We start from the raw sequence: 18,544 nt of genomic DNA on the forward strand, positions 1-18,544 counted from the left end.
AGACCCTTGTGACGCCCCTTGACGTGGAGGGCGCGGAGGGGTTCGCTGGAAGGTCCAGGAGGGGAGTATCCCCCCGCGCAGCGTCGTCACGACGGCCTTCCCCGGGCCCGGCGCACGGGCCCGTCAGGGGCCGGGAGAGACCTCCGGTCGGGAACCGGGGGGTGCTGGTGGCCATGGACGTCCCGTTCTGGCTGTGGGCCGCGGTGATCGGCGGCATCGTGGTGATGCTGGCCGTCGACCTGCTCGCCCACCGCCGTCCCCACGCGATCGGGCTGCGCGAGGCCGCGGTGTGGACCGCGGTGTGGGTGGCCTGCGGAACGGGTTTCGGGGTGCTGCTCTGGGTCCTCCACGGGCCGCGGGCGGGGCAGGAGTACTTCGCCGGCTACCTCATCGAGAAGTCCCTCTCGGTGGACAACGTGTTCGTCTGGGCCGTGATCCTCTCGTACTTCGCCGTCCCCCGCGGCTACCAGCACCGGGTGCTGTTCCTGGGGGTGTTCGGCGCCCTCGTCCTGCGCGGGGCGTTCATCGCGGCGGGCGCGGCCCTGATCCACGCGTTCGAGCGGGTGCTCTACGTCTTCGCGGCCTTCCTGCTGTACACCGGCTGGCGGATGCTGCGCCAGCGCCGGCAGCACCTGGATCCGGAGCGGTCGAGGGTGCTCCGGGCCTTCCGCCGGTGCGTGCCCATGACGGAGGCCTACTACGGCCAGCGACTGGTGGTGCGCGTCGGAGGGGCCGTGCGGGCCACACCCCTGCTCGCCGTGCTCGTGCTCGTCGAGGCCACCGACGTGGTGTTCGCGGTGGACTCGATCCCCGCCGTCTTCGGGGTCACCGACGAGGTGTTCATCGTCTTCACGGCCAACGCCTTCGCGGTGCTCGGCCTGCGCGCGATGTACTTCCTGCTCGCGGACCTGATGCACCGGTTCGTCTACCTGAGGGTCGGGCTGGCCCTGGTGCTCGTGTGGGTGGGAGTCAAGATGGCCCTGAAGGTGGATCTCGTCGACGTCCCCACCGGGGCGTCGCTCGCCGTGATCGCGGTGCTCCTGACCGTGTCGGTGGCCTGGAGCCTGCGCGCCACCCGCGGGCAGGGACGGCGGCCGTCCCGCTTCCCCCAGGAGCGGCCGTTCCGCACGGCGAGCCCGGACGAGACGGCCGCCGCCGGGCGCATCTGGCGGCGGGCGGACTCCTGACCGGCGGTCGGTCCGCCGGTCAGCGGGCCTCGACGGTGCCCATCATGCCCAGGTCCTCGTGGTCGAGGATGTGGCAGTGGTAGACCGTGCGTCCCGGGAAGTCGTCGAAGGCCACCCGGACCGTGACCTGCCCGAAGGCCGGGACGTTGACGACGTCCAGCCAGGTCGGCTCGGTCAGGTCCCGGCCGCCGTCCGCCACGAGCTGCATGGGCCACACGTGCAGGTGGACCGGGTGGTCCATGGGGCCGGAGTTGGTCAGGGTCCACTCCTCCACGGACCCGACCGCGACCTGCTGGTCGGTGCGGGCGGCGTCGAACTGCTCCCCGTCGATCGTGAAGGACATCATCGTGCCGGGCCCGCGCCTGCCGCCCATGCCCATGCCCATGGCGAAGTCCAGGGTGCGCCCGGCGGCGATCCGCTCCCCGCGCAGGTCCCGCGGCGCGGGTCCGGCGGGCACGGGGCCCGCAGGACCCACCGGGGTTCCGGAGACCTCGAGGCTGAGCAGCTCGATCGGCTCGTCGTTGCCGCGCCCGTCCCCCGGCATGCCCCCGCCCATCATGCCGTCCGTGCGGCCGCGGTCCACCGGCGCGGCCACCAGGGTGGAGGTGCCCTCGCGCGCGTCGACGAGCAGTTCCACGCGGTTGCCGGGTGCCAGGACGACCTCCGTGACGTCCTCGGGCTCGCGCAGGCGTCCGACGTCCCGGCCGAGCACGCGCAGGTCCTGGCCGTCGAGCCGCAGGCGCAGAAAGCGGGCCGGGCAGGCGTTCACGACCCGCCACAGCTCCCGCTCCCCCGGTGCCGCGGTGGCCTCGGGGCGGACCTGCCCGTTGACCAGCACGGTCTCCCCCTCCCGGCCCATAATCCGCTCCGGGGCGGACACCTCGGCCGGACGGCCGGAGCCGTCCAGGGTGATGTCGGAGACGACCATCACCCGTTCGCGGGCCGCCGGCACGGGGTCGGGGTCCTCGACGACGATGACGCCGTAGAGCCCGGCCGCGAGCTGGTCGGCCACGTGGCCGTGCCGGTGCGGGTGGTACCAGTAGGTGCCCGGCGGGTGGCCCTCCGGGAGGACGAACTCGTAGTCGAAGGTCTGTCCCGGGTCGATGCTCACGAAGGGGTTGTCGCCGTTGCCCACGGGGGACACGTGCAGGCCGTGCACGTGCAGGTTGGTGGGCTCCTCCAGTCCGTTGCGCATCGCGACCCGGATCGTGTCCCCGGCCCGGACCCGAAGGGTGGGTCCGGGCAGCGAGCCGTTGAACGCCTGCACGTTCGCCGCCCGCGCCCCGATCCGCACCCGGGCGGGGGCGGCCCCCAGCGCCAGGTCCAGGACCCCGTCGCGGCCGGCCAGCACCTCCGGCTGCACCAGCTCCCGGCCGCGGCCGAGGGCCTCGCCGCCGCCGCTGGTCCACCACAGCCCGGCTCCGCCCGCGGCCGCGGCACCGGCCCCGGCAGCGCCCAGGGCCAGCAGCTGCCGGCGCGTCAGCGGGGTCACCGGCCGCTCTCCTCCAGGGTCCGCAGCCGTTCCCGGAACTCCTCGGTGCTGATCTCGCCCCGCGCGTAGCGCTCCTCGAGGATCTCGCGCGCCCGCCCCGGGCCAGTGCCCGGCGGCACCGGGCCGCCGCGTCCCGTGCCGCCGGGGCCGGCGAGCTTCACCAGCACGACCACCAGCAGGGTGGTCCCCAGCACGACCAGGATCCAGAAGACCCACATCCAGCCCATGCCGCCCCATCCGCCGTCCCACATCATGACGTCCTCAGCTCCTCCAGCATCGTCCGCATCTCCTCGATCTCCGTCTCCTGGGCCCGGACGATCTCCCGGGCCAGCTCGACGGCCTCCGGGTTGACCCCCCGGTCGAGCTGGTCCTGCGCCATGTCCACGGCTCCCTCGTGGTGCTCGGTCATCTGCTGGAGGTAGAGCTCCGCGGCCTCGGGCCCCTCCTCGGTCTCCCGGAGCCGCTCCATGCCGGCCTCGTCGACCATGCCGCTGCCGTGGCCGCCGTGCTCCGTCGCGGAGGCGTCCGGCGTCTCCGGGGCGTCCCACGCGGCGAGCATGGCGCGCATCCGCTCCATCTCCGGGGCCTGCGTCTCGGCGACCCGCTCGGCGAGGTCACGGACGTCCTGGGGCACGAGATCCTTCGCGAGCAGGGTCTCGCTCATCTGCACGGCCTGCTCGTGGTGGGGGATCATCATCTGCGCGAACATGACGTCCGCGTCGTTGTGCTCGGCGGAGATCTCCGCCGCGGAACCGGTGGCCGGTTCCGTGCCCGACGGCGTGGTGGGGCTCGCGCCCGCGGTGGCGCCGGGGCTCTCGTCGGGGCCGGCGCCGCAGCCGGACAGGGCGAGGGCGGCCGTCAGGGCGAGGGCGGGGATGGTGAGGCGTTTCACAGGGGTCCTGCTTTCTGGTTCTGGTTGACGGCGGATGCGGAGGGTGGGTTCGAGGTGTCAGCGAGCGGGAACCGCGGCGGGCCGTTCAGCGGTCCGGCGGTCCTCGGCGCCGGCGGCGGCCAGATGGGAGGGGTCGAGGTCGACGCGGCGCAGCAGCTGCGCGTTGAGCGCCACGACGATGGTGGACACCGACATCAGCACCGCCCCGACCGCCGGGGACAGGACGAGTCCCGCCGGCGCGAGCACGCCGGCGGCCAGGGGCACGGCGACGACGTTGTAGCCGGCCGCCCACACGAGGTTCTGGACCATCTTCCGGTAGCTGGCCCTCGAGAGGTCGATCATCGACAGCACCGCGCGCGGGTCGTTGCCGGCCAGGACGACCCCGGCGGACTCCATGGCCACGTCCGTGCCGGCGCCGATCGCGATGCCGACCTCCGCCCGGGCCAGGGCCGGGGCGTCGTTGACGCCGTCGCCGACCATCGCCACCGTCATCCCGCGGGACTGCAGCTCGGCGACCTTGGTGTCCTTGTCCTGCGGGAGGACCTCGGCGAAGACCTCGTCGATGCCCAGGTCCGCTCCCACGGCCTCGGCGACCTGGCGGGCGTCGCCGGTGATCATCGCGACCTTCACCCCGCGCCGCTGCAGGGCGGTCACGGCCGTGCGGGACTCCTCGCGCACCTTGTCCTCCACGGCCAGGGCACCGACCACCCGGCCGTCCCGCAGCACGTGCAGCACGCCGGCGCCGCGGCCGATCCACCCCGCCACGACGGCCCGCAGCGGGGCCGGGGTGTCGACCCCGAGCTCCCGCAGCATGTTGGGTCCGCCGACGGCGACCTCGGTCCCGTCGACGGTGGCACGCACGCCACGGCCGGTTGCCGCACGGAAGCCGGTGCCCCGCAGCCCGAACCGGGCGGCCTCAGGGTGCTCCGCCGCGGCGGTGACGACGGCGCGGGCCACGGGGTGCTCGCTGTCGGCCTCGGCCGCGGCGGCCAGGGCCAGGAGTTCGGCCTCCGAGGTGCCGGGAACGGAGGTGCTCCCGGTGACCGCGTGGGCGCCCTCGGTGAGGGTGCCGGTCTTGTCGAAGAGCACCACGTCGATCGTGCGCATCCGCTCCAGGGCCAGGCGGTCCTTGATCAGCACCCCGGCGCGGGCGGCGCGCTCGGTGGAGATCGCGATGACCAGGGGGATGGCCAGCCCCAGGGCGTGCGGGCAGGCGATGACCAGCACGGTGACGGTGCGCACCACGGCGTCGTCGGGCCGGCCGAGAATCGTCCAGGTCACGGCGGTGAGGATGCCGGCGGCGAGGGCGAACCAGAACAGCAGCGCGGCCGCACGGTCGGCCAGGGCCTGGGCGCGGGAGGAGGACTCCTGGGCGGCCGCCACCATCCGCTGGATGCCGGCCAGGGCGGTGTCGGCCCCGACCGCCTCCACCCGGAGGCGCACGGTGCTGTCCGTGGCGACCGTTCCGGCCACCACCGTCTCGCCCACGGTGCGGGCGACGGCCCGGGACTCTCCGGTGATCATGGACTCGTCGAACTCGGCCTCACCGTCGACGATCTCCCCGTCGGCCGGCACCCGGGCCCCGGAACGCACCAGCACGGTGTCGCCCACGGTCAGCTCGGAGACGGGCACGGTGACGTTCTCGCCGTCCACGACCTTCTCGGCCTCGTCGGGCAGCAGAGCGGCCAGGGCGTCCAGGGCCGACGAGGCGGCGCCCAGGGCGCGCATCTCCATCCAGTGGCCCAGCAGCATGATCACCACCAGCAGGGCCAGCTCCCACCAGAAGTCCAGGTCGAACCCACCGATGCCCAGCGTGGTGACCCAGGAGGCGGCGAAGGCCACCGAGATCGCCATGGCGATCAGCAGCATCATCCCGGGCTGCCGGCTCTTCAGCTCGGTGAGCCCGCCCTTGAGGAAGGGCATGCCGCCGTAGCAGAAGATGACCGTGCCCAGCACCGGGGCGATCCAGTCCGAGCCGGGGAACTCGGGCAGGTGGTAGCCCAGCAGGTGGGCGACCATCGGGCTGAAGAACACCACCGGGACGGACAGCGCCAGGGACAGCCAGAACTTGTTCTTGAACATCGCCGTGGAGTGCCCGGCGTGCTGCCCGTGGGTGTGGACCGCGTGCTCCTCGTCGACCGCCGAGCGGGCGGGGTCGGAGGGCATGGCCGGGCCGCGGGCGCCGGCGTGGACGTGGTGACGGTCCCGGGAGTCCTCCTGAGCGGCCCGGCGGCCGTGGGAGTGCGGGGCGCTCATGGTGCTCCTTCGCGCTGGTCGGATCTGCTGGAGTGCGAGAAAACTATACCCCATGGGGGTATCTGTCAAGCGCGTGTCACCCGGCGGCCCCTCCGGCGGGCCCGGTCCGTGCGGCCGGCGGAGGCAGCGTCACCGAGAACACGGCGCCGCGCCCCGGCCCGGGCGAGGAGGCACCGAGCGTGCCACCGTGCGCCTCGACCAGGGCCCGAGAGATCGTCAGGCCGATGCCCGACCCCCCGTGGTCCCGGTCCCGGGCGGCGTCGCCCCGGTAGAAGCGCTCGAAGACGTGGGGCAGGTGCTCCGCGGCGATGCCCTCGCCCGTGTCGGCGACCCGGACCGCCACCGCCCCGGACGCCGCCACGGCCGAGCTCATCACCACCTCGCCGCCGGGAGGGGTGTGTCGCAGGGCGTTGGAGAGCAGGTTGTCCAACACCTGGGCCATCCGCTGCCGGTCGACGAGCACGACCGCAGCCCCGTCGTCGCCGGAGGCCCCGACGCCGGTGTCGACGCGCAGGCCCACACCCTTGAGCGCGCAGGCGTCACGGGCGGCGTCGGCGGCCGAGCGCAGCAGCTCGTCCACGGGCACGGGCGAGCACTCGAGGACCATGCGGCCCTCCTCGGCGCGGGAGACGTCGTCGATGTCCTCGACCAGCCGGGTGAGCCGGGCCAGCTGCTCGGCCATGACCGCCCCGGTGGAGCGGTCGAACCGGGCGACACCGTCCTCGAGGCCCTCCCGGTAGACGGCGAGCACCGCGAGCGGGGTGCGCATCTCGTGGGCGAGGTCGGAGAGCATCCGCCGCCGGACGTCCTCGGTGCGCTCCAGCTCGGCGGCCATCGTGTTGAAGGACTCCGCGAGCGCGTCGACCTCGGCCCCGCCGTCCATGGGCGGCACCCGGGCCCCGTAGCGGCCCCCGGCCATGTCCCGGGCCGCCCGCGTGAGCTCGGCGAGCGGGCGCCGCAGCCGGCGCGTGAGCGATCCGGTGACGAGCAGCGCCCCCAGCAGCGCCGCGAGCAGGGCGACCCCGAGGGTCCAGAGGCTGGCGTCCCGGTAGGCCCGTTCGACGTGGTAGAGCTCGGACCCGTCCGGCGCCGCGCCGGCCCGCTGCAGGTGCTCGTGGAACAGCGGCGGTCCCACGAGCGCGGCCGCCGCCGCCGCGGCGAGCACCGCCACGGCCACCACCACGAGCTGGGCGAGCAGGAACCGGGCGGCCAGCCCGTGCCGGCGCCCCTCGGTCATGGCGACACCATCCGGTACCCGAACCCGCGCACGGTGTCGACCCAGCGGGGCGCGGCCGGGTCGTCGCCGAGCTTGCGGCGGACGTGGGCGATGTGGACGTCCACGATGTGCTCGTCGCCCACCCACGCCGGGTCCCACACCACGTCGATGAGGTGGCGGCGCGACAGCGCTTCGTGCGGGCGGGCGGCGAGCGCCGCCAGCAGGTCGAACTCGGTGGGCGTGAGCGCCACGGGCCGGCCCGCCACCCGGACCTGCCGGGCCGCGACGTCCACCTCGAGCTCACCGAAGACCCACGGCGTCCCGCGCCGGGCCCGGGGCTCCCCCGTCCGGGGGCGGCGCATGACCGCCTGGACGCGGGCCACGAGCTCCCGGACGCTGAAGGGCTTGGTGATGTAGTCGTCGGCGCCGGCTCCCAGGCCGGCGAGGCGGGCCTCCTCGTCGCCCCGGGCCGTGAGCATCAGCACGTAGCACTCGGAGACGGCGCGGATCCGCCGGCACACCTCCATGCCGTCCAGCCCCGGCAGGCCCAGGTCCAGGACCACCACGTCGGGGTCCTCCCGGTGCGCGGCCTCGAGCGCGTCCGGGCCGGTGTGCGCCTGGAGCACGTCGTAGCCGGCCCGTCCCAGGTAGGACGCGACCATCCCGGCGAGGGCCCTCTCGTCGTCGACCACGAGCACGCGCCCGGCCGGGCGCGTCGATCCGTCGGAAGCAGCTGCCATGGTCCCAGTGTCCTCCGGGCGCGGCGGCTCCACCCGGCGGTCCGCGGGACCGGCCGGATTCTTCGTCGAATCTTCAGGCACCGGCGCCGGACCGTGGCGAGAGGCCTGGGCACGGGCCCTGCCCCGCACCGGCCAGAATGGGGTCATGACCCTTCTCCCACGACGCACCCTGTTCGCCTGGGGCCTGGCCGCCGGCACCGGCCTGGCCCTCACCGCCTGCTCCTCCGGGGACCCGGGAGGGTCCTCCGGTGCGGCCACGGGATCCCCCGGCGCGCCGGCCCCGTCCGCCGCCGGTGGCACGGGCGCCGAGCTCGCCCACGTGCACGGCGTGGCCCGGGACCCCGCCGACGGAACGGTGCTGCTGGCCACCCACGGAGGCCTCCTCCGGCTGCTGGACGGCGAGGCCGTCCGCACCGGGCCCGACGTGGACCTCATGGGCTTCACGGTCGCCGCGGACGGCGCCTACCTCGCCTCTGGCCACCCCGCCGAGGGCACCGGCCTCCCGGAACCCCTGGGGCTCGCGGAGTCCCGGGACGGCGGCCGCACCTGGACGGTGCTGTCCCGGGGCGGGCGCTCCGACTTCCACGCCCTCGCGGCGGGACCGCGGGGCGTCGTCGCCTTCGACGGCACGCTGCGCGCCAGTCCGGACGGCACGACCTGGGAGGAGCGCTCGATCCCCGCCGTCCCGCACGTCCTGGCGGTCTCCCCCGGGACGGGCACGGTGCTGGCGACCACCGAGCGCGGGCTGCTGCGCTCCGAGGACGACGGCGTCACCTGGACCGTCCTGGACACCCCGCAGCTGATGTCCCACGTGGCGTGGGCCGACGACCGGACGGTGGTCGGCGCCGGGGTGGACGGACGCCTCCTGACGAGCGAGGACGGCGGGCGGAGCTGGCACGCGAGCCCCGAGCCGCTGGGGCGTGCCGCGGCGCTGTCCGCGTCCCGGACCGGGGCGGGCGCCGTCGAGACGCTGCTCGTCGTGGGCTCCGCGGTCCTGCGCACCGTCGACGGCGGGTCGTCCAGCGAAACGTTGCTGTGACCTGACGGCCTGATGGGAAGATGGCCGGAGTGCACGCATCGCCCCGGGCTGGCCCTGCACGGGGCGCCGGGTGAACTGAGGAACAGGACGGCGGGAGCCATGAACGACCACCCCACGCGAGACCGGGCCACCGGAACCACGAGCGGTTCCAGCCCCGTACGCTCGGCGGGACGGCTGCCGGCCGTCGACGCCGCGCGCGGCCTCGCGCTGGTCGGCCTGACCGCCGTCCACTTCCTGCCGGCGGTGTACGCCGAGAACAACCGGCCGACCCTGTCCTGGATCCTCTTCGGCGGGGACTCAGCGGCGCTGTTCGCGCTGCTGGCCGGCGTCAGCCTGGCGTTCTCGTCGGGCAGCCGCAGGCCCCGACGGGGCCGGGAGCTCACGGCGCTGCGGGCGGGGATCGCCGTGCGCGCGCTGCTGATCATGGCCGTGGGCCTGATGATCGGCTACCTGATGCCCGACGAGCCCCCGGCCATCGGCATCCTCGTCCAGTACGGCGCCTTCTTCCTCCTGTCCCTGCCGTTCCTGGGGCTTCGTCCGCGGACCCTGCTGATCTGCGCCGCCGGCCTCGTGGTGGCCGGGCCGTTGCTGATCCACTCGCTGGGTGGCCTCGTGCCGGTCTACAGCGCCCACAACCCGACCTTCGCGCACGTGGTCACGGAGCCGGTGGCGTTCTTCTGGCAGCTCGTCCTGACCGGCACGTACCCGGCGGTGACGTATATGGCCTATCTGCTCGCCGGCCTGGCCGTCGGCCGGCTCAACCTCAAGAGCCTGCGCGTGCAGACCCGGCTGCTGGCGGTGGGGCTCGGGCTCGCCGCCGTCGCCAAGCTGCTCTCCTGGATCCTGCTCTACGCCGCGGACGGCTACAACCGGCTGCTCTTCAGCATCCCGGCCCTCACCCGGCAGGAGCTCGACGACATGATCGTCTTCGGCCCGGCCGGGCCGCTGCCGACGAACTCCCTGTGGTGGCTCGCGCTCTCCGCCCCGCACACCAACACGCCCCTCGCCGTGTCCTGGAGCCTCGGGGTGAGCCTCGCCGTCCTGGGCGGCTTCCTGCTCATCGGCCGGCGCTCCGCCCCGTGGCTGCTGCCGCTCACCGCCCTGGGCGCCATGACCCTGACCCTGTACTCCGCCCAGCTCGTCCTGCTCTCGACCGAGGTGCACTACGGCAGCCCGCTGCTGTGGTGCGTCGTCGTCCTCGTCGTCTCCGCGCTCGTGGCCCTGGCCTGGCGGCACGCGTTCGGCAGGGGCCCCCTGGAGTGGGTGGTCTCCGCAACCGCGCGGGCGACCACCCGGGCGGTGGCCGAGCGCGGCCGCCGCCGCGGCCCCGAGCCGAAGCGCAGACCCCTCGGCTGAGAGCGGCCACGGCCACCCGCAAGCACGACGGCACGGTCACGCCCTCCGCTGAAACCCCTGCCCGACGGTCGCACGGTCCCCCGGATCCGTTACCGTGACAGCAGCGCCTCCCGGCGCCGGCAGGCGGAGCGCCCGCCTGCCCTGGAACTCAGGAGGAACCATGCCGAAACCCGTCGTGAGCAAGGCCAGCACCGTCTGGAACGGCGATCTGTTCAACGGCTCGGGCCGCACCAGTCTGGGCGGCTCGGGGCTGGGGCCCTTCGACGTCGACTGGGACACCCGCGCGGAGGCGGGCGCCGGACCGAAGACGAGCCCGGAGGAGCTCCTCGCCTCCGCGCACGCGACCTGCTTCTCCATGGCCCTGTCGAACATGCTCGCGCAGAACGACACGCCGCCCACCCAGCTGGACACCTCCGCGGAGGTCACCTTCGTGGCCGGAGAGGGCATCCAGGGCGTGAAGCTCTCCGTCGAGGCCCAGGTCGAGAACATCAACGCGGAGGACTTCGCGCGCATCGCCGACGAGGCCAAGAGCGGCTGCCCGGTCTCCCAGGCGCTGTCCGTGGACATCACCGTGGACGCCAGGCTGGCATGACCCGGAAGGTCCCGCCGGCCCCACGGGCCGGTGGGACCACTTCCGGCCGCGGCGCGGTCCCGGACGTCGTCCCCGGGGACGGCCGCGCGCCGGTCAGGGTGCCCGCCGGGTCCGGCGGGCACGGGAAAGCCCTCCGGACCGGGTGGTCCGGAGGGCTTCGTCGTGGTGACCCCAGCGGGATTCGAACCCGCGTTACCGCCGTGAGAGGGCGGCGTACTAGGCCGCTATACGATGGGGCCGCGGCTGTCCGGTCCGCGGTGTCCCGCGACCGGCCTCGTACACTGTACCAGGTCCGGGACGGCGCTCCGCGCACCGCCCGGCCCCCGCGGGGAGCGTCCCCGGACACGGAAACAGCCCCCGGACCGGGTGGTCCGGGGGCTGTTCGTGGTGACCCCAGCGGGATTCGAACCCGCGTTACCGCCGTGAGAGGGCGGCGTACTAGGCCGCTATACGATGGGGCCCTACCGATCCGATGGATCAGCGCTGGGATACCAGGACTCGAACCTAGAATAACGGTACCAGAAACCGTCGTGTTGCCAATTACACCATATCCCACTGTCGACCCCGGTCCGGCGGTTCCCCGCACCGACCGGCGCAACGGAAGAAGACTATACCGGCGTTCGGACGGGGCAGCAAATCCGGGTCAGGGGCAGTATCTGTCCTCCAGCTCGCGGCCGGTTCCCCTGCGGTGGGCCAGCGCGGCGAGGCCGCGGATCAGGGGTCCGAACCAGCGGTAGGCGCCCGGGAGGTGGATGTCGGCCGTCTCCATCAGGAGGGCCGTGCGCAACGGGTTGCGCGGCATGCCGTTCTTCCGGGTGCGGCCGTCCCGGGCCAGTCCCTGGAGTACGACGAGTCCCTTCTCGAGGCCCTCGTGCGCGGGGCGGACCTCGACGACGAACCGCGCCGGCGACTCCCCGGAGTTCCGCCAGCGCAGCAGGTGCTCCTCCGGGATCTCGGCCTCCCCGCCGGGCCCGAGGTCCCGGACCAGGTGCCCGACCTGCACCCGCAGGGTGCCCTCGAGGACCCGCAGGTGCATGGCCAGACGGTAGTGGTAGTGGGCCAGCACCTCTCCCCCGGGCTCGACCTCGACATGCAGCAGCCCGTACCGGCCGTCCGTCTCCGCGCCGGTGCGCAACCAGGTGACCGTGTCCCGGTGCACCGGGTTGTGGTGCCCGCGCCGGCCCGCCCGCATGGTCTCGATCTGGTCGGTGGTCCATTCCATGGTGATCGCCCTCCGGCTCCAGGCTACGCCGGAGGGAGCGTCGACGCCCGCACCGGCGGCACGGGGACGGACCCCGGCCGGGCCGGACCGTTCCCGCGGGCCCTCAGCCGAGCTGCTCGGCGAGCCGGCGGACCCGGGCCAGTGTGGAGTCCCTGCCCAGGATCTCGAGGGACTCGAAGAGGGGAGGCGAGATCCGCCGGCCCGACACGGCGATGCGCACGGGCCCGAAGGCCAGTCGCGGCTTGATGCCGAGGCCGTCGACGATCGCCTCGCGCAGGGCCGACTCGAGGCTCGGGGCGGTCCAGTCCTGGACGGCCTCCAGGGCACCGAGCCCGGCCCGGAGGACCTCGCCGGCCGAGTCCTTGAGCTGCTTCCGGGCGTCGTCGGAGACCTCGATCTCGTCGTCGGCGGCGAAGAGGAAGGACAGCAGCTCGGGAGCCTCGCCGAGCAGGTTCATCCGCTCCTGCACGAGCGGGGCCGCCCGGTCCAGGATCGCGTTCTCCCGCTCCCCCGGGGTCCCGCCGAGCACGCCGGCGGCCTGCAGGTAGGGCACCAGCCGGTCGCGGAAGTCGGCGGACCCGAGCATCCTGATGTGCGTGCCGTTGATGGCGGTGGCCTTCTTGAGGTCGAAGCGTGCGGGGTTGGCCAGGACGTCGTGGACGTCGAAGTTCGCCACGAGCTGCTCCACGGTGAAGACGTCCTCGTCCGCGGAGAGCGACCAGCCCAGGAGCGCCAGGTAGTTGAGCAGGCCCTCGGGGACGAACCCGCTGTCCCGGAGGTGGAAGAGGCTGGACTCCGGATCCCGCTTGGACAGCTTCTTGTTGCCCTCGCCCATGACGTAGGGCAGATGGCCGTACTCGGGGACGCGGCGGGCGAGACCGATCTCCACGAGCACCTGGAACAGCGCGATCTGCCGCGGCGTCGAGGAGAGCAGGTCCTCCCCGCGCAGCACGTGGGTGATCTCCATGAGGGCGTCGTCGACGGGGTTGGTGAGCGTGTAGAGGGGCTGGCCGTTGGCCCGGACCACGACGTAGTCCGGGATGGACCCTGCCTTGAACACGATCTCGCCGCGGATCATGTCCCGCACCACGATGTCCTCGTCCGGCATCCGCAGCCGCAGCACGGGCTCGCGCCCCTCGGCCCGGTAGGCCGCGACCTGTTCCGGCGTCAGGTCGCGGTCGTGGTTGTCGTAGCCGAGCTTGGGGTCACGGCCGGCGGCCCGGTGGCGGGCCTCGACCTCCTCGGGCGTCGAGTACGCCTCGTAGACGGCGCCGTGCGCCAGGAGCCGGTCGGCGACGTCGCGGTAGACGTCCAGGCGCTGGGACTGCCGGTACGGGGCGTGGGGACCGCCGGTCTCGACGCCCTCGTCCCAGTCGATGCCGAGCCAGCGCAGGGCCTCGAGCAGCTGCTGGTAGCTCTCCTCCGAGTCCCGGACGCTGTCGGTGTCCTCGACGCGGAAGACCATCGTGCCGCCGGTGTGCCGTGCATGGGCCCAGTTGAACAGGGCGGTGCGGATGAGGCCGACGTGCGGGGTGCCGGTCGGCGACGGGCAGAACCGCACGCGCACGGAGTCGGAGGGGGCGGCAGGGGTGAAGGACTCTTCGGTCATGGCTCTTCCGGGATCTCGAGGGTGTCGTGGATGGAACGGGGGTGCGGTTCAGCGGCGCAGGACCGTGGGGAGGACGCCGATGCCCTCGACCTCCACCTCGATGCGGTCGCCCTCGTCCACGAGGCCGACCCCGGCCGGTGTGCCGGTGAGGATCACGTCCCCCGGCAGGAGCGTGAACGCCTGGGAGACGTAGGACACGAGGAAGGGCACGTCGAAGACCATGTCCCGGGTGCTCCCGTCCTGCTTCGTCTCACCGTTCACGCGGCTGCGCACGGCCAGGTCGGAGGTGTCCAGCTCGGTCTCGATCCACGGCCCCAGCGGGCAGGCGCCGTCGAACCCCTTGGCGCGGGCCCACTGCCCGTCGGTGCGCTGGACGTCGCGCCCGGTGAGGTCGTTCGCGGCCGTGTACCCGAAGACGACCTCGGGCACGCGCTCCGCGGGCACGTCCTTGCACATGCGGCCGATCACGACGGCCAGCTCGGCCTCGTAGGAGACCTCCTCGGTCCACGCCGGCAGCGTCACCGGGTCCCCGGGCCCGGCCACGGACGTGTTGGGCTTGAGGAAGAGCATCGGCGAGGCCGGCAGCTCGTTGCCCAGTTCCTCGGCGTGGTCGGCGTAGTTGCGCCCGACGCACACGATCTTGGAGCGCGGGATGACGGGGGCCAGGAGCCGGACGTCCGCGATCTCGTGGCGCTGCTGCGTGGGGTGGATCCCGGTGTAGAACGGATCGCCCGCGAGGACGGTGACCGTCTCCGCGCCGGGCTCCCCCTGGACGGCGCCGAAGTGGATCTCGTTGTCGACCGTGAACCTGGCTATGCGCATGGGACCAGGCTATCCCACGGCCCGGGCGGCGCCGCGCGGCCGGGACCGCCGCCCCCGGCGGTGGCCGGGGGCGGGCTCAGACCAGGCGGGTGAGCCAGCCGTGCGGGTCCTCGGCCTTGCCCGTCTGGATCTCCAGCAGCTGCTTGCGGATGTCCATGGTGACCTCGCCCGGGCGGGCGCCCTCGTCCCCGATCGTCTCCTCGGTGGACAGCAGCCGGCCGATGGGCGTGATCACGGCGGCGGTCCCGCACGCGAAGGCCTCCGTGATCGTGCCGCGGCGCCACCCCTCCCGCCACTCCTCGAGCGTGAAGCGCCGCTCCTCGACGGTCATCCCGCGGTCCTTCGCGAGCTGGATGATGGAGCTGCGGGTGACGCCCTCCAGGATCGTTCCGGTGAGCTCCGGGGTCACCAGCGTGCCGTTCTCGTGGACGAAGAACACGTTCATCCCGCCCAGCTCCTCGACGGCGTCCCCGCGGTCCCGGTCCAGGAACATCACCTGCTGGCAGCCGTGGGAGTCGCCCTCCATCTGGGCGACCAGGGAGGCCGCGTAGTTCCCGCCGCACTTGGCCGCGCCCGTGCCTCCCCGTCCGGCCCGGGCGTAGTCCCGTGAGAGCCAGATGTCCACCGGCTTGACGGGACCGCCGAAGTAGTTGCCCGCCGGGGAGGCGATGACCGAGAACAGCGCCTGCCGGGACGGGCGCACCCCGAGGAAGGCCTCCGTGGCGATCATGAAGGGCCGCAGGTACAGTGACTCGCCGTCCCCGTCCGGAACCCACTGCTCGTCCACGGAGACGAGCTCCCGCAGGGCGTCCAGGAACATCTGCTCGGGCAGTTCGGGCAGGGCGAGACGGCGGGCGGACCGGTTGAGCCGGGCCGCGTTCGCCTCGGCCCGGAACGTCCACACGGACCCGTCCGCGTGCCGGTAGGCCTTGAGCCCCTCGAAGACCTCCTGGCCGTAGTGGAGGACGGCGGAGGCGGGGTCCAGCACCAGCGGCCCGTACGGCTCCACCCGGGGGTCGCTCCACCGCCCGGTGCCCTTCTCCACGTCCCCGAACCAGTCGATCTTCACCATGTGGTCCGAGAAGTTCGTGCCGAAGCCCGGCTCGGCCAGGATGGCCGTCCGCACCTCGTCCGGGACCGGGTCCGGGTTCAGGTGGTGGACGAAGGTGGTGGGCTGAGTGGTCACTGCGACTCCCTGCGACGTCGACCCCGTGGCGACCGGCACGCGGGGCGGGCGGATGATTCCGTGCCCAGCCTATCCCCGGAGCGCGGCGGGAACGGCTCAGGCGAGGGCGGCCAGCACGCCGTCGCCGACCTGCGCGGTGCTGCGGGCCTCGTTGCCGTGGGCGGCCAGGTCCTGCTCGACGGCGGCCTCGATCCTCGCGGCGAGCCCGGGGTGGCCCAGGTGGTCCAGCATCATGGCGGTCGCCAGGATAGCCGCCACCGGGTTCGCCTTCTGCTGGCCCGCGATGTCGGGGGCCGACCCGTGGACGGGCTCGAACATCGACGGCGCCGTGCGGTCGGCGTTGATGTTGCCGGCGGGGGCCAGCCCGATCCCGCCGGTCACGGCGCCGGCGAGATCGGTGAGGATGTCGCCGAAGAGGTTGTCGGTGACGATCACGTCGAAGCGCGCCGGGTCCGTGGTCAGGAAGATGGTGGCGGCGTCCACGTGCAGGTAGTCCACCTCGACGTCCGGGAACTGCGCACCGATCTCCTCGACGAGGCGCGAGTAGAGCCGGCCCGCGTTGACGAGCACGTTGTGCTTGTGCACGAGGGTGAGCTTCCGGCGCTCGCGCTCGGCCGCCAGCTCGAAGGCGTAGCGCACGAGCCGGCGGACCCCGTGGGCGGTGTTGAGGGAGACCTCCGTGGCGATCTCGGCGTCGGTGCCGGCCCGCAGGGTCCCCCCGTTGCCGGCGTAGGGGCCCTCGGTGCCCTCGCGCACGACCACGAAGTCGATGTCGCCGGGGTGGGCGAGGGGGCTCGTGGTGCCCGGGTAGAGCCGCGAGGGGCGGAGGTTGACGTAGTGGTCCAGGCTGAAACGCAGCTTGAGCAGCACGTCCCGCTCGAGGATGCCGGAGGGGACGCGCCGGTCACCCGGGGCCGCGCCGACCGCTCCGAAGAGGATGGCGTCGTGGGCCCGCAGCTCCTCCAGGGTGCGCTCCGTGAGGGTCTCTCCCGTGGCGAGCCAGTGCTCGGCGCCGATGCCGAACTCGCGCTGCTCCACGGTGACGCCGGCCTCGGCGGTCACCGCGTCGAGGACCCTGACGGCCTCGGCCACGACCTCGGGGCCGATCCCGTCCCCGGGGACGACGGCGATCTTCAGGTGGGCAGGGGCTGCTGCGGATGTCGCGTCGCTCATGCCGCCAGGATAGGAGCACGACCCCCGTTCCATCCACACTCCGGACGGACGTCTCACATGCCGGACGGCTCAGGCGTCCAGGGCCGCCGGCTCCTCGTAGCGGGGGAACACCGGGGAGGGCTGCGGCAGCCGCGTCCCGGCGGCCAGCGGCGTGCCGAGGGCCGCGAAGAGCCGGGCGTCGCCCTCCTCCTGGCCCAGGACGTCCAGCAGCTTCGCGGCGGAGCCGGGGATCACGGGCTGGACGAGGAGACCGACCACGCGCACGACCTCGAGGGTCACCCACAGCACCGTGACCATCCGCTCCGGGTCGGTCCTGCGCAGCTTCCACGGCTCCATGGCCGTGAAGTACCGGTTGGCCTCGCCGACGACCCGCCAGACGAGCTCGAGCGCGCGGTGGAACTGCTGCTCGTCGAACTCCGCGCGCACGGGCTCGTAGAGCCCTGCCGCCGCGTCGAGCATCGCCCGGTCCTCGGCGCTCAGCCCGCCCGGGGCGGGCACCCGGCCCTCGCAGTTCTTCGCGACCATGGACAGCGAGCGCTGGGCGAGGTTGCCGAGGTCGTTGGCGAGGTCGGAGTTGATCCGCGCCTTGATCCCGTCGTGGGAGTAGCTGCCGTCCTGGCCGAAGGGCACCTCGCGCAGCAGGAAGAAGCGCAGCGGGTCGAGCCCGTACTCGGCCACGAGCGCGTGGGGGTCGATGACGTTGCCCACGGACTTGGACATCTTCTCGCCCTGGTTGAAGAGGAACCCGTGCGCGAACACGCGCCGGGGCAGGGGCAGCCCGGCGGACATCAGGAAGGCCGGCCAGTACACGGCGTGGAAGCGGGCGATGTCCTTGCCGATCACGTGGGCGTCGGCCGGCCAGTACCGGCGGAAGAGCTCCGAGCCCGTGTCCGGGAAGCCCACGCCGGTGAGGTAGTTGGTCAGGGCGTCCACCCACACGTACATCACGTGTCCGGGGTGGCCCGGCACGGGAACGCCCCAGTCGAACGTCGTGCGGGAGATGGACAGGTCCTCCAGACCCGAGCGCACGAAGGAGGAGACCTCGTTGCGACGGGTCTCGGGGAACACGAAGCCCTCCCGGTCGTAGAGGTCCAGGAGCCGGTCCTGGTAGGCCGAGAGCCGGAAGAAGTACGACTCCTCCTCGGTCCACACGACCTCCGTGCCGGTCCCGAGGGAGTGGCGCACGCCGTCCTCCCGGACCTCGGTCTCGTCCTCGGCGTAGAACGCCTCGTCGCGTACCGAGTACCAGCCGGCGTACTTGCCGAGGTAGATGTCCCCGGCCTCCTCCATGCGGCGCCAGATGGCGGCCGAGGCCGAGTAGTGGTCCGCGTCCGTGGTGCGGATGAACCGGTCGTAGGAGACGTCGAGGGCGTCGTCCATCCGCTGGAACACCACGGCGTTGCGGTCGGCCAGCTCGCGGGCGGTCAGCCCCTCCTTCTCGGCCGTCTGCTGCATCTTCTGCCCGTGCTCGTCGGTGCCGGTCAGGAAGCGCACGTCGAAGCCGTCCAGTCGCTTGAACCGGGCCATGGCGTCGGTCGCGATCGCCTCGTAGGCGTGCCCGATGTGGGGAGCGCCGTTGGGGTAGGCGATGGCGGTCGTGATGTAGTACGGGGTGCGGTCGGAGGAAGTCACGGCCTCCACTCTACCGACCGCGCGGTCGCCGTGGATCCCGGGGCCCGGGTGCCCGGCGGGAGGGGTGTGCCACGGCGGGCCGACGGGGCCGCGTGGACCCCCGGAGGCCGCGGTGGGCGGCGAGCTCGTC

Annotated in this window: 16 protein-coding genes and 3 tRNA genes; 4 read left to right on the forward strand and 15 right to left on the reverse strand. The window is 73.4% G+C overall.

Going from position 1 to position 18,544, the window contains the following annotated elements; all coding sequences use genetic code 11:
• Positions 1-173: 173 nt before the first annotated feature.
• On the forward strand, positions 174-1,187 hold the full coding sequence (locus tag ACH9EU_RS11040; RefSeq protein WP_396413983.1) for a TerC/Alx family metal homeostasis membrane protein: 1,014 nt from the start codon (positions 174-176) through the stop codon (positions 1,185-1,187).
• Between the two features lie 19 nt (positions 1,188-1,206).
• Here ACH9EU_RS11040 and ACH9EU_RS11045 read toward each other — a convergent pair whose 3' ends face one another.
• From ACH9EU_RS11045 to ACH9EU_RS11070, 6 genes are all read right to left on the reverse strand, one after another.
• Positions 1,207-2,679, reverse strand: a complete 1,473-nt coding sequence (locus tag ACH9EU_RS11045) for a multicopper oxidase domain-containing protein (protein ID WP_396413984.1) — start codon at positions 2,677-2,679, stop codon at positions 1,207-1,209.
• Positions 2,676-2,933 (reverse strand): SHOCT domain-containing protein, encoded by a 258-nt coding sequence (locus ACH9EU_RS11050; protein WP_396413985.1) that lies wholly within the window; start codon positions 2,931-2,933, stop codon positions 2,676-2,678. The genes ACH9EU_RS11045 and ACH9EU_RS11050 overlap by 4 nt, the downstream gene beginning before the upstream one ends.
• Positions 2,930-3,571, reverse strand: coding sequence for a DUF305 domain-containing protein (locus tag ACH9EU_RS11055; RefSeq protein WP_396413986.1), 642 nt, complete (start codon positions 3,569-3,571; stop codon positions 2,930-2,932). Before ACH9EU_RS11055 ends, ACH9EU_RS11050 begins: the two co-directional genes overlap by 4 nt.
• Positions 3,572-3,628: 57 nt before the next feature.
• Complete coding sequence (locus ACH9EU_RS11060; protein WP_396413999.1) at positions 3,629-5,653, reverse strand: copper-translocating P-type ATPase; 2,025 nt, start codon at positions 5,651-5,653, stop codon at positions 3,629-3,631.
• Positions 5,654-5,903: 250 nt separating this feature from the next.
• Positions 5,904-7,064, reverse strand: a complete 1,161-nt coding sequence (locus tag ACH9EU_RS11065; RefSeq protein WP_396413987.1) for an ATP-binding protein — start codon at positions 7,062-7,064, stop codon at positions 5,904-5,906.
• Entirely contained in the window at positions 7,061-7,783 is a 723-nt protein-coding gene (locus ACH9EU_RS11070; RefSeq protein WP_396413988.1) for a response regulator, read from the reverse strand. Before ACH9EU_RS11070 ends, ACH9EU_RS11065 begins: the two co-directional genes overlap by 4 nt.
• 145 nt (positions 7,784-7,928) lie before the next feature.
• Here ACH9EU_RS11070 and ACH9EU_RS11075 point away from each other — a divergent pair, with 145 nt between their 5' ends.
• The 3 genes from ACH9EU_RS11075 to ACH9EU_RS11085 all read left to right on the forward strand — a co-directional run bounded on the left by ACH9EU_RS11075 (position 7,929) and on the right by ACH9EU_RS11085 (position 10,770).
• Complete coding sequence (locus tag ACH9EU_RS11075) at positions 7,929-8,822, forward strand: F510_1955 family glycosylhydrolase (RefSeq protein ID WP_396413989.1); 894 nt, start codon at positions 7,929-7,931, stop codon at positions 8,820-8,822.
• Between the two features lie 99 nt (positions 8,823-8,921).
• A complete protein-coding gene (locus ACH9EU_RS11080) occupies positions 8,922-10,178 on the forward strand; it encodes a heparan-alpha-glucosaminide N-acetyltransferase domain-containing protein (RefSeq protein WP_396413990.1) in 1,257 nt (418 codons plus the stop codon).
• Between the two features lie 160 nt (positions 10,179-10,338).
• On the forward strand, positions 10,339-10,770 hold the full coding sequence (locus tag ACH9EU_RS11085) for an OsmC family peroxiredoxin (RefSeq protein WP_396413991.1): 432 nt from the start codon (positions 10,339-10,341) through the stop codon (positions 10,768-10,770).
• Between the two features lie 163 nt (positions 10,771-10,933).
• Here the strand turns inward: ACH9EU_RS11085 and ACH9EU_RS11090 are convergent.
• The 9 genes from ACH9EU_RS11090 to metG all read right to left on the reverse strand — a co-directional run bounded on the left by ACH9EU_RS11090 (position 10,934) and on the right by metG (position 18,414).
• Positions 10,934-11,009 (reverse strand) — tRNA-Glu (locus ACH9EU_RS11090).
• Between the two features lie 146 nt (positions 11,010-11,155).
• A tRNA-Glu gene (locus ACH9EU_RS11095) sits at positions 11,156-11,231 on the reverse strand.
• A 22-nt stretch (positions 11,232-11,253) separates the two neighbouring features.
• Positions 11,254-11,325: transfer RNA gene (locus ACH9EU_RS11100), tRNA-Gln, on the reverse strand.
• Positions 11,326-11,413: 88 nt separating this feature from the next.
• Entirely contained in the window at positions 11,414-11,992 is a 579-nt protein-coding gene (locus ACH9EU_RS11105; RefSeq protein WP_396413992.1) for a cupin domain-containing protein, read from the reverse strand.
• Between the two features lie 103 nt (positions 11,993-12,095).
• A complete protein-coding gene (gltX, locus tag ACH9EU_RS11110; RefSeq protein ID WP_396413993.1) occupies positions 12,096-13,601 on the reverse strand; it encodes a glutamate--tRNA ligase in 1,506 nt (501 codons plus the stop codon).
• A gap of 48 nt (positions 13,602-13,649) precedes the next feature.
• Positions 13,650-14,423, reverse strand: a complete 774-nt coding sequence (locus ACH9EU_RS11115; protein WP_396413994.1) for a fumarylacetoacetate hydrolase family protein — start codon at positions 14,421-14,423, stop codon at positions 13,650-13,652.
• A gap of 76 nt (positions 14,424-14,499) precedes the next feature.
• The gene (locus tag ACH9EU_RS11120; RefSeq protein ID WP_396413995.1) at positions 14,500-15,609 is read right to left on the reverse strand and encodes a branched-chain amino acid aminotransferase; all 1,110 of its coding nucleotides are present in this window, start codon (positions 15,607-15,609) and stop codon (positions 14,500-14,502) included.
• Between the two features lie 96 nt (positions 15,610-15,705).
• On the reverse strand, positions 15,706-16,782 hold the full coding sequence (locus ACH9EU_RS11125; protein WP_396413996.1) for a 3-isopropylmalate dehydrogenase: 1,077 nt from the start codon (positions 16,780-16,782) through the stop codon (positions 15,706-15,708).
• A 69-nt stretch (positions 16,783-16,851) separates the two neighbouring features.
• The gene (metG, locus tag ACH9EU_RS11130) at positions 16,852-18,414 is read right to left on the reverse strand and encodes a methionine--tRNA ligase (RefSeq protein WP_396413997.1); all 1,563 of its coding nucleotides are present in this window, start codon (positions 18,412-18,414) and stop codon (positions 16,852-16,854) included.
• Positions 18,415-18,544: the final 130 nt, after the last annotated feature.

The organism is Kocuria rhizosphaerae, from assembly GCF_044462265.1.
Classification (GTDB): Bacteria; Actinomycetota; Actinomycetes; order Actinomycetales; family Micrococcaceae; genus Kocuria; species Kocuria rhizosphaerae.

Bases quoted from the DNA above. Each gene is read 5' to 3' on its own strand.
- ACH9EU_RS11040 (WP_396413983.1), top strand. From the start codon at position 174: ATGGACGTCCCGTTCTGGCTGTGGGCCGCGGTGATCGGCGGCATCGTG.
- ACH9EU_RS11050 (WP_396413985.1), bottom strand. From the start codon at position 2,933: ATGATGTGGGACGGCGGATGGGGCGGCATGGGCTGGATGTGGGTCTTC.
- ACH9EU_RS11060 (WP_396413999.1), bottom strand. From the start codon at position 5,653: ATGTTCAAGAACAAGTTCTGGCTGTCCCTGGCGCTGTCCGTCCCGGTG.
- ACH9EU_RS11065 (WP_396413987.1), bottom strand. From the start codon at position 7,064: ATGACCGAGGGGCGCCGGCACGGGCTGGCCGCCCGGTTCCTGCTCGCC.
- ACH9EU_RS11070 (WP_396413988.1), bottom strand. From the start codon at position 7,783: ATGGCAGCTGCTTCCGACGGATCGACGCGCCCGGCCGGGCGCGTGCTC.
- ACH9EU_RS11075 (WP_396413989.1), top strand. From the start codon at position 7,929: ATGACCCTTCTCCCACGACGCACCCTGTTCGCCTGGGGCCTGGCCGCC.
- ACH9EU_RS11080 (WP_396413990.1), top strand. From the start codon at position 8,922: ATGAACGACCACCCCACGCGAGACCGGGCCACCGGAACCACGAGCGGT.
- ACH9EU_RS11085 (WP_396413991.1), top strand. From the start codon at position 10,339: ATGCCGAAACCCGTCGTGAGCAAGGCCAGCACCGTCTGGAACGGCGAT.
- ACH9EU_RS11105 (WP_396413992.1), bottom strand. From the start codon at position 11,992: ATGGAATGGACCACCGACCAGATCGAGACCATGCGGGCGGGCCGGCGC.
- gltX (WP_396413993.1), bottom strand. From the start codon at position 13,601: ATGACCGAAGAGTCCTTCACCCCTGCCGCCCCCTCCGACTCCGTGCGC.
- ACH9EU_RS11115 (WP_396413994.1), bottom strand. From the start codon at position 14,423: ATGCGCATAGCCAGGTTCACGGTCGACAACGAGATCCACTTCGGCGCC.
- ACH9EU_RS11125 (WP_396413996.1), bottom strand. From the start codon at position 16,782: ATGAGCGACGCGACATCCGCAGCAGCCCCTGCCCACCTGAAGATCGCC.